A 7,702-nucleotide genomic window follows, 5' to 3' on the forward strand; every position below is an offset into this window, starting at 1 on the left:
CGTCTCCGGTCCGCGGCCGGTCTTCGGCCGCGGCGCGGACCGCGTCGCGCCGCGGCCAGGCGGCTGTCGGAGTAGAGGTAGGCGGGGTCGCGCGAATGCCGTTCCCACGCCTCGGCGTCCGCCGTCAGGCGCCGGCGCACGAGCAGACCCGCCCGGTCGGCGTCGATCCACTCCCGCAGCCGGGGCCAGGCGTGGATGAGCGCCTCGTGGCTGATCTCGGTGGTGTCCTCGTCCACCGTGACCAGGCGGGCACGGACGAACTCGCCGAGCACCTCCCGGACGGCCGCCTCGCGGTGGCCGTCCTCCGGCAGCAGTTCGGTGACGGCGACCCTCCGGCGGGTGTCATCGATCCCGGCCTCCAGGTGGACCAGGCGCAGGAACAGCTCGCGGGCGACGGGCCGCGCGTCCGGCCCGAGCCGCCGCAGGGTCTCGTCCGCGCTCGTCGCCAGGGACCGCGAGATGCCGCCGGAGGCCCGGTAGGCGGCGAGCGTCAGGACGGGGCCGGTGCGCCGCTGCCAGGTGGAGAGCAGCGCGTGGGAGAGCAGCGGGAGCACCCCGGGCCTGGCCCCCGCCGGACCGGATGCCCCGAGGTCCTCCAGGAGGAGATCGACCAGGCCCTCCTCCAGGGCCAGTCCCGCCTGCGCCGCGGGTTTCTCGATCGCCTCCCGCAGCTGGGACGTGGTCATCGGGCCGACGACCTCCGGGTGCTTGAGCGCCTCCAGCAGCTCGGGATGGGCGGCGCAGTGGCCGAAGAAGTCCGCGCGGACCGCGGCCACGACCGCGGCGGGCGGCCGCTCCTCCCCCTCCCGCCTCTCGCAGGCTCCGGCGAGCGCGCCTACGAACCTCCGGCGCAAGGCCTCGTCCGGGCAGGCGGTGAAGAGCTCCTCGAACTGATCCACGATGACCAGCACGGGTCCACCGGCCGCCCGCAGGACGCGGCGCAGCTCGCCGGGCCCGGTCTCCGGGAGCGCCCGGTCGCCGTATTCCGGTCCGTTTCCGCACTCCGGTCCGTTTCCGCACTCCCGTACGGCGAGCGGCGCGACCCGCCGGGCGAGTTCCGCCATCGGATCGGCCCCGGGGGTGAGAACGACGCACCGCAGGTCGCCGGCGGTCGCGCGCCGCAGCACCGGGATCAGGCCGGCCTGCAGCAGGGAGGACTTCCCCGACCCGGACGGGCCGGTGACCAGCAGCGGACCGCCGTCCCGCAGCCGCTCCCGCACCCGCCCCTCCAGGTTCCGGGCCGCTTCCCGCCTGCCGTGGAACAGCTGCTCATCGGCGGGGCCGAACGCTCTCAGCCCGCGGTAGGGGCTCTCCTCCCCGGACTCCACCGGTCGCGGCGCGGTCCCGGCGGCCGGGGCGCGGTAGGCCGGGTTCACCGCGAACGGGCAGCGGTCTCCGAGGTCGGTGGCCTGCCGCCGGGGCCGGGGCAGGCCCCTCTCCGGCAGGGCCCGCGCCAGGAACCGGTAGACGTGGTCGAGTGTGAGCACCGGCGGGCCCGTGGGGTCGCCCTCACGCAGCAGGCGGACCAGTTCACCGGTGAACGCCGTGCAGCGCTCTCCCGGCAGCGCCCACGACGCCTCATCCCTGCTGGACGAGGTGAGCAGGTAGGTGCCCGGCCAGGCCGCGTCGAGCGCGTCGCCGGTCTCGGCGCGCGATACCCCCCCGTGCCCGCCCGGCGAAGCAGCAGTCGAGGACGACCACGACGTTCTCGGCCGGGCACTGCGAGAGCACCTCGCGCACCACCGAGTACGGCAGCGCCTGATAGGCGGCCGCACCCCGGGTGAGGTCGGCCGTGGCGCCGGTGGCGAGATGGAGCTCTCCGCGCGGGCTGACGACGCCGTGGCCCACGTAGTAGAACATCAGGACCGAGGTCGCCTCCCGGGCTCCCCGGACCATGGCCTCGCTCAGCCGCCCCGGATCCGCGGGGTCGACCAGCGTGGTCAGGTCGGCGGGGTCCAGGCCGGCCCGCTCGACGAGGCAGCCTCCGAGGTCCTCGATCGTGGCCGGGACGGCGGGGACCGGAGGGAGCCGCGAGCCGGGGCCGTGCGTACCGGTCCCGGTGAGGAGCACCCTGGTCCCCGGCGCGGACAGTGCGAGCCGCGGAACCTCCCGATGCTCCGGTGAAGGCCCACCAGGCGTCACCGCGTCAGGAGAGCGCGGGACCCCGTCCGTCGCCACGGGTCATCCCCGGCTGCCGGCCTTCTGGAAGGTCTGGACGACCCGCTCGGTGATGTCGTCGACCTGCGCGTGCTCCAGGTTCCGCAGGCCCGAGGCGCCGACCTCGATCTCCCTGTCGCCGTCGGTGATCCTGACGCTCACCTCTCCGGTCCGGGTGCGCAGCCAGGCGATCACCGTCGCGGCCGTCGAGCAGAGTGCGCCCCCGGCGTCGAGCAGGACCTGCAGCGCCTCGGGGACCGGCCCCATCGCTCCGGGATCGGGAGGCCGCTCCTCCATCACCACCCGGCCGCGCAGGTCCGTCTCCTCCTGCAGCCACGCGTACAGCTCCCGCAGGTGGTCCCGGCTTCCCGTCTCCGCCTTCACCACGATATGCATGACATTTCCCCCGTCTCATACCTAACGTAGACAGGGGGTGCGGCTCCGTGAACTTCACTCCCCTCACAGGGAGGTAAAGAGGTCTCTCGCGTGGTCGGCCACGGCCGCGCCGGTCACGGTCGCCCGGATCGGCAGGAAGTCCATGCAGAGCCGGATCGCCCCGGGCAGCACCGTGTGCGGCACCCGCATCGACAGCGTGCAGTGCGGCACCCACTCGCCCGGCCGGTAGACGTCGAAGCCCCCGATCCCCGCCGCGTCGAGCCGCTCGTGCACCGCCGCGTGGTGGGCCAGCAGCTCCGCCGTGGGGACCGGGCCGAGCCAGAGCACCCGGCCCAGGAACTGCCCGACGAAGTCGAACCGCAGCTCCAGCGGCGGCGCGGCGTCCATGCCCGCCAGCGCCGCGGCCACCCCGGGTCCGTCCAGCTCCGCGGCGCTGAGCAGCGAGACGTGCGGGCGGTGCCGGCCCTTCAGCAGCTCGCTCATCGACTGGACGCCGGCCTGGGCCAGCGCCTTCCACAGCGTCCTGATCCGCTTCTCGGCGGCCGGATCGAGATAGAGCTCCAGCGCGGCGACCATCCCGGAAGACTAGCGCCGCCGGGTCGCCGGCCGCGATTCCGTTCCGTTCTTCCACTGGGTGGAAGGGCGGGCTCGGCGGCCGCCGCCGTCTCCCCCCCATGCTCGACCCCATGCGAACTCAGGTCGGGATCATCGGGGCGGGCCCCGCCGGTCTCCTGCTCTCCCATCTGCTCCACCTGCGCGGGATCTCCTCGGTGGTGCTGGAGCGCCGCAGCCGCGAGTACGTGGAGAGGCGGGTGCGGGCGGGCGTGCTGGAGCAGGGGACCGTCGACACCCTCGTCGCCGCGGGGGTCGGCGAGCGGCTCCTGCGCGAGGGCCTCCCCCACCACGGCATCGAGCTGCGGTACGGCGGCGCGGGCCGCCGCATCGCCTTCGAACGGCTGGTGCCGGGCCGGGCCATCACCGTCTACGGCCAGCAGGAGGTCGTCAAGGACCTCGTCGCCGCCCGGCTGGCGGCGGGCGGCGACGTCCGTTTCGAGGTGGACGACGTGGCGGTGCACGACGTCGGCACCGACCGGCCGTACGTCACCTTCGGCGGCGGCGAGCGGCTGGACTGCGACGTCATCGCCGGCTGCGACGGCTTCCACGGGGTGACCCGGCCGTCGATCCCGGACGGCGTGCTCACCGCCTACGAGCGGGAGTACCCCTTCACCTGGCTGGGCGTCCTGGCCCGCGTCAAGCCCTCGGCCGAGGAGCTGATCTACGCGCGGACCGAGCGCGGCTTCGCCCTGCACAGCATGCGCTCACCCGAGGTCAGCCGGTTCTACCTGCAGGTCCCCGCCGGCACCGACCCCGCCGACTGGCCCGACGAGCGCGTCTGGGCGGAGCTGAAGGCCCGCCTGGAGACGGTGCCGGGCTTCACCCTGACCACCGGCGAGATCTTCGACAAGGGCGTCACGCCCCTGCGGAGTTTCGTCACCGAGCCCATGCAGTACGGCAGGCTGTACCTGGCCGGCGACGCCGCGCACATCGTCCCGCCCACCGGCGCCAAGGGCCTCAACCTGGCGGTCGCGGACGTGCGGGTGCTGACCGAGGCGCTGGCCCGCTTCTACGCCGACGGCTCCACCGAGCTGCTCGACGGCTACTCGGCGGCCTGCCTGAAGCGCGTGTGGCGGGCCCAGCACTTCTCCTGGTGGATGACGACGCTGCTGCACACCTTCGACTCCGACGACGCCTACGGGCGGCGCCTGCAGCTGTCCCACCTGGACTACGTGACCTCGTCGGAGGCCGCGGCGGCGACGCTCGCGGAGAACTACGTCGGCCTGCCGTACGAGGACGGGCCCGGCCGGAGCGTGAGGGCCGGTCCTCCGCGCCGCCCCGCCTCCCGGACGCGGCGCGGGGCCGGGTCCGGGCCGGGTCGGGTCCGGGGACCGGACAGGGCACGGCGCGGGGCCGCGGTCGTCGGATCCGGGCGGTCAGGTCCGGGGGCCGGGGGCGCGGCGGAAGGCGAAGGGCTGGCTCTCGCGGCCGGGGACCACGAACCAGCACTCCCCCGTGCCGTCGCTGTCCAGCAACCGGAAGAACGTGTCGACGACCTCGGAGACCTCGAGGATCGGGAAGCCGATCTCCTCCAGCAGCGCCTTGCCCTCGCCCAGGATCGCGGTGTCGGCGAACGACGGGCACAGGGCCTGCACCTTGATCCCGGAGGACTGCAGGTCCTGGCCGAGGGAGCGGACGAGGCCCACCACGGCGTGCTTGTTGGCCGCGTAGACGGGGTCGTTCGGGATGCCCACGATCCCGGCCATGCTCGCGGTGGCCACGATCGTGCCGCCGCCGGCCGCCCGCAGCGCGGGGAGCGCGGCGTGCACGCCGAACACGACGCCGTCGAGGTTGACGCCCATGGCCAGGCGGTAGCGCCGGACGTCGAAGTCCTCGCCCAGCCCGCACCCGGAGGAGATGCCCGCGTTGAGGAAGGCCAGGTCGAGCCTGCCGTACCGCTCGACGGCGACGGCCACCGCCGCCTCGTTGTCCTCCAGCCGGGTCACGTCGCAGTGCGTGAAGACTCCACCGATCTCCTCGGCGACCTCCTTGCCCGCGGCGTCGTCGACGTCGGCGAGCACGACCCGGGCGCCTTTCGCGGCGAGCCGCCGGGCCACCGCCGCGCCGATCCCGTTGCCGCCGCCGGTGACCAGGGCGACCTTCCCGCCGAGCCGGTCGCCGCGGACCTCGTTGACGTCCGCCGCCGGCCGCCCGCCGGGGCCGCCGTCCATCCCGCTGAGCAGCCCGCCGCCCGCGCCGAACCGGTTCTCCGTGGTCTCGCTCACAGCGGCAGCCCTCCCGTGGCGGCGTTGGTCGAACCGGTGGCCCGGTACGCCGCGATCGTACGCTCGGCGATGCGCATCTGGTGGATCTCATCGGCCCCGTCGGCGAAGCGGGCCCAGCGGGCATGCTGGAACATGTGGGCCAGCGGGGTGTCGGTGGAGTAGCCCAGCGCGCCGTGCACCTGGATGGCCCGGTCCACGATCCGGTTGAGGCTGTTGGCGACGAAGTGCTTGGCCATCGAGACCTCGGTGCGGAAGTCCTCGCCCTTGTCGATCTTCGAGGCGGCGTGCAGGACCATGAGCTTGCACTGGTAGAGCTCCACGGCCGAGTCGGCGATCAGCCACTGGACGCCCTGCTTCTCGGCGAGCAGCGAGCCGTGGCTGTAGCGGTTGAGCGCCCGGTCGACCATCATGTCGAGCGCCGTCTCGGCCTGCGAGATCCAGCGCATGCAGTGGGCCAGGCGGGCCGGGCCGAGGCGGTACTGGCCGAGCTTGTGGCCGTTGCCGCGCCCGCCGAGGATCTGGCCGTCGGGGACCCGCAGGTCGGTGATGACGATCTCGCTGTGGCCGGTCGAGCCGTGCATCGTCTCGACCTCGCGGACGTCGTTCCAGCCCTCCTGGGGGATGTCGACGAGGAACGCGGTGTTGGCGCCGCGGGCCCCTTCGGGCATGTCGAGCTCGGTGCGGGCGATGAGGATGGCGAAACCCGCCCGGCGGGCGTTGGAGATGAACCACTTGTGGCCGTTGATCACCCACTCGTCGCCGTCCTTGACCGCGTGGGTGCGGATCAGCGTCGGGTCGGAGCCGGCCACCTCGGGCTCGGTCATCGCGAAGCACGACATCGTGTGCCCCTTGAGCAGCGGCTTGAGGTACTTCTCCTTCTGCTCGTCGGTCGCCCAGTGCAGCAGGGTGTGCATGTTGCCCTCGTCGGGCGCGTGGCAGTTGAGCACCCACGGGCCCAGCCGGGTCTTGGCCGCCTCGGACTGCACCATGGCCAGCTCGACGTGGCCCAGGCCCATGCCGCCCCACTCCTTCGGCATGTGCGGCAGCCAGAGCCCCTCGGCCTTCGCCTTCTCGCGCAGCCCGAAGATGGTCCGGATGTACTCGTCGCGGCTGAGGACCTTCTCCTCGTCGTCGAAGCCCTCGACCGCCGGGATGATGGTCTCCTGCACGAAGGCCCGCACCCGGCGGCGGATCTCCTCGTGCTCGGGAGCGAGTGTGAAGTCGATGGCCATGCGTGCGAACCCTCTGTCCTGGTCGATCTGTCCTGTCGGATGTCCTGGTCGATGTCCCGCGCGATGTCCTCTGCGGTGCCGCCATGATTTGATGCGACTGCATGATGTTTTCAGTCACATGCATGATTAGCCTAACGAGCGGTTCCGCCGCCATCAAGGGCGGCGAGGGACGCGATGATCCGGTGGACCCGTGGACGCCAGGAGGAGGAGCACCGATGCCGCCCAATCCCGAGGCCACGTGCAGGCGGCTGATCGCGGCCGCCGAGCGCCTGTTCGCCGAGAAGGGGATCGAGGGGGTGTCGTTGCGGGAGATCAACACCGCGGCGGGCCAGCGCAACTCGACCGCGCTGCAGTACCACTTCGGGGACCGGGCGGGGCTGCTGGCCGCGGTGCTGGCCAGGCACCAGCCCGAGGTGGAGGTCCGCCGGCACCAGTTGCTCGACGAGTACGAGGCGCGGGGCGGCCTGCCCGCGGCCGAGGCGCGCCGCACGCTGGCGGCCGCGCTGGTACGGCCGATGGCCGCGAAGCTGGCCGACTCCGACGGCGGCCGGTCCTATCTGCGGATCATGGAGCAGCTCGTGCACCGCAGCCGCCTGCCGGCGCTCCGCGACGCGCGGGACGACCCCGGCCAGAGCATCAACCGCTGGCGCGAGCTGGTGGCCCCGCTGCTCTCCGAGGTCGCCGTGCGCCGGCTGCACCAGCGGTTCATGGCCATCCGGGTGACGTACGTGGAGCTGGCCCGCCGCGCCGAGGGGCCGGAGGGCAAGGACGACCGGCTCTTCACCAGCCATCTGATCGACGTCGTCTCGGCGGTGCTGGCCACCGAGGTGTCCGGCGAGACCGCCCGGCTGCTCGCCGAACGCGACGCCCGCCCCCTGCCGGAGCCGGGCGGTACGGCGGACGGCACGAGGAACGGCGCGGCGGACGGCCCGGGGGACGCGCGCCGCGGGGAAGGGCCGGGGAACGCGTGAGCGCCCGCCTCCCGGGTGCCGGGGAGGCGGGCGCTGGATCGCGGCCGGTCTGGTGCGGCGGGCGGTCACTTCAGGATGGGCAGTCGCTCGACCAGGGCGGTCTTGC

At 73.5% G+C, this 7,702-nt stretch carries 7 protein-coding genes and 1 pseudogene; 2 read left to right on the forward strand and 6 right to left on the reverse strand.

The annotated features are described in order from the left end of the window. The 4 genes from ACWJ6R_RS25860 to ACWJ6R_RS25875 form a co-directional block, all read right to left on the reverse strand. A partial coding sequence (locus ACWJ6R_RS25860; RefSeq protein ID WP_449064724.1) for an nSTAND1 domain-containing NTPase occupies positions 1–1,487 on the reverse strand: 1,487 nt, incomplete at its 3' end. Between the two features lie 91 nt (positions 1,488–1,578). Next, positions 1,579–2,070: a hypothetical protein gene (locus ACWJ6R_RS25865; RefSeq protein WP_449064725.1), complete on the reverse strand. Its 492-nt coding sequence runs from the start codon at positions 2,068–2,070 to the stop codon at positions 1,579–1,581. Positions 2,071–2,181: 111 nt separating this feature from the next. Beyond that, positions 2,182–2,553: an effector-associated constant component EACC1 gene (locus ACWJ6R_RS25870; RefSeq protein WP_449064726.1), complete on the reverse strand. Its 372-nt coding sequence runs from the start codon at positions 2,551–2,553 to the stop codon at positions 2,182–2,184. A gap of 63 nt (positions 2,554–2,616) precedes the next feature. Next, positions 2,617–3,129, reverse strand: coding sequence for a 2'-5' RNA ligase family protein (locus tag ACWJ6R_RS25875; protein WP_449064727.1), 513 nt, complete (start codon positions 3,127–3,129; stop codon positions 2,617–2,619). A gap of 110 nt (positions 3,130–3,239) precedes the next feature. Between ACWJ6R_RS25875 and pobA the strand changes: the two are divergent. Beyond that, positions 3,240–4,418 (forward strand): annotated as a pseudogene (gene pobA, locus ACWJ6R_RS25880) (4-hydroxybenzoate 3-monooxygenase); the annotation flags it as partial. A 126-nt stretch (positions 4,419–4,544) separates the two neighbouring features. On the opposite strand, the gene ACWJ6R_RS25885 reads toward pobA, so the two are convergent. Further along, complete coding sequence (locus ACWJ6R_RS25885; RefSeq protein WP_449064730.1) at positions 4,545–5,339, reverse strand: SDR family oxidoreductase; 795 nt, start codon at positions 5,337–5,339, stop codon at positions 4,545–4,547. Positions 5,340–5,389: 50 nt separating this feature from the next. Further along, complete coding sequence (locus tag ACWJ6R_RS25890) at positions 5,390–6,625, reverse strand: acyl-CoA dehydrogenase family protein (RefSeq protein ID WP_449064728.1); 1,236 nt, start codon at positions 6,623–6,625, stop codon at positions 5,390–5,392. 215 nt (positions 6,626–6,840) lie between these two features. Here ACWJ6R_RS25890 and ACWJ6R_RS25895 point away from each other — a divergent pair, with 215 nt between their 5' ends. Further along, on the forward strand, positions 6,841–7,596 hold the full coding sequence (locus ACWJ6R_RS25895; RefSeq protein ID WP_449064729.1) for a TetR/AcrR family transcriptional regulator: 756 nt from the start codon (positions 6,841–6,843) through the stop codon (positions 7,594–7,596). Positions 7,597–7,702 lie beyond the last annotated feature (106 nt).

Source organism: Planomonospora algeriensis (assembly GCF_977012225.1).

Bases quoted from the DNA above. Each gene is read 5' to 3' on its own strand.
- ACWJ6R_RS25870 (WP_449064726.1), bottom strand. From the start codon at position 2,553: ATGCATATCGTGGTGAAGGCGGAGACGGGAAGCCGGGACCACCTGCGG.
- ACWJ6R_RS25895 (WP_449064729.1), top strand. From the start codon at position 6,841: ATGCCGCCCAATCCCGAGGCCACGTGCAGGCGGCTGATCGCGGCCGCC.
- ACWJ6R_RS25885 (WP_449064730.1), bottom strand. From the start codon at position 5,339: ATGGACGGCGGCCCCGGCGGGCGGCCGGCGGCGGACGTCAACGAGGTC.
- ACWJ6R_RS25875 (WP_449064727.1), bottom strand. From the start codon at position 3,129: ATGGTCGCCGCGCTGGAGCTCTATCTCGATCCGGCCGCCGAGAAGCGG.
- ACWJ6R_RS25890 (WP_449064728.1), bottom strand. From the start codon at position 6,625: ATGGCCATCGACTTCACACTCGCTCCCGAGCACGAGGAGATCCGCCGC.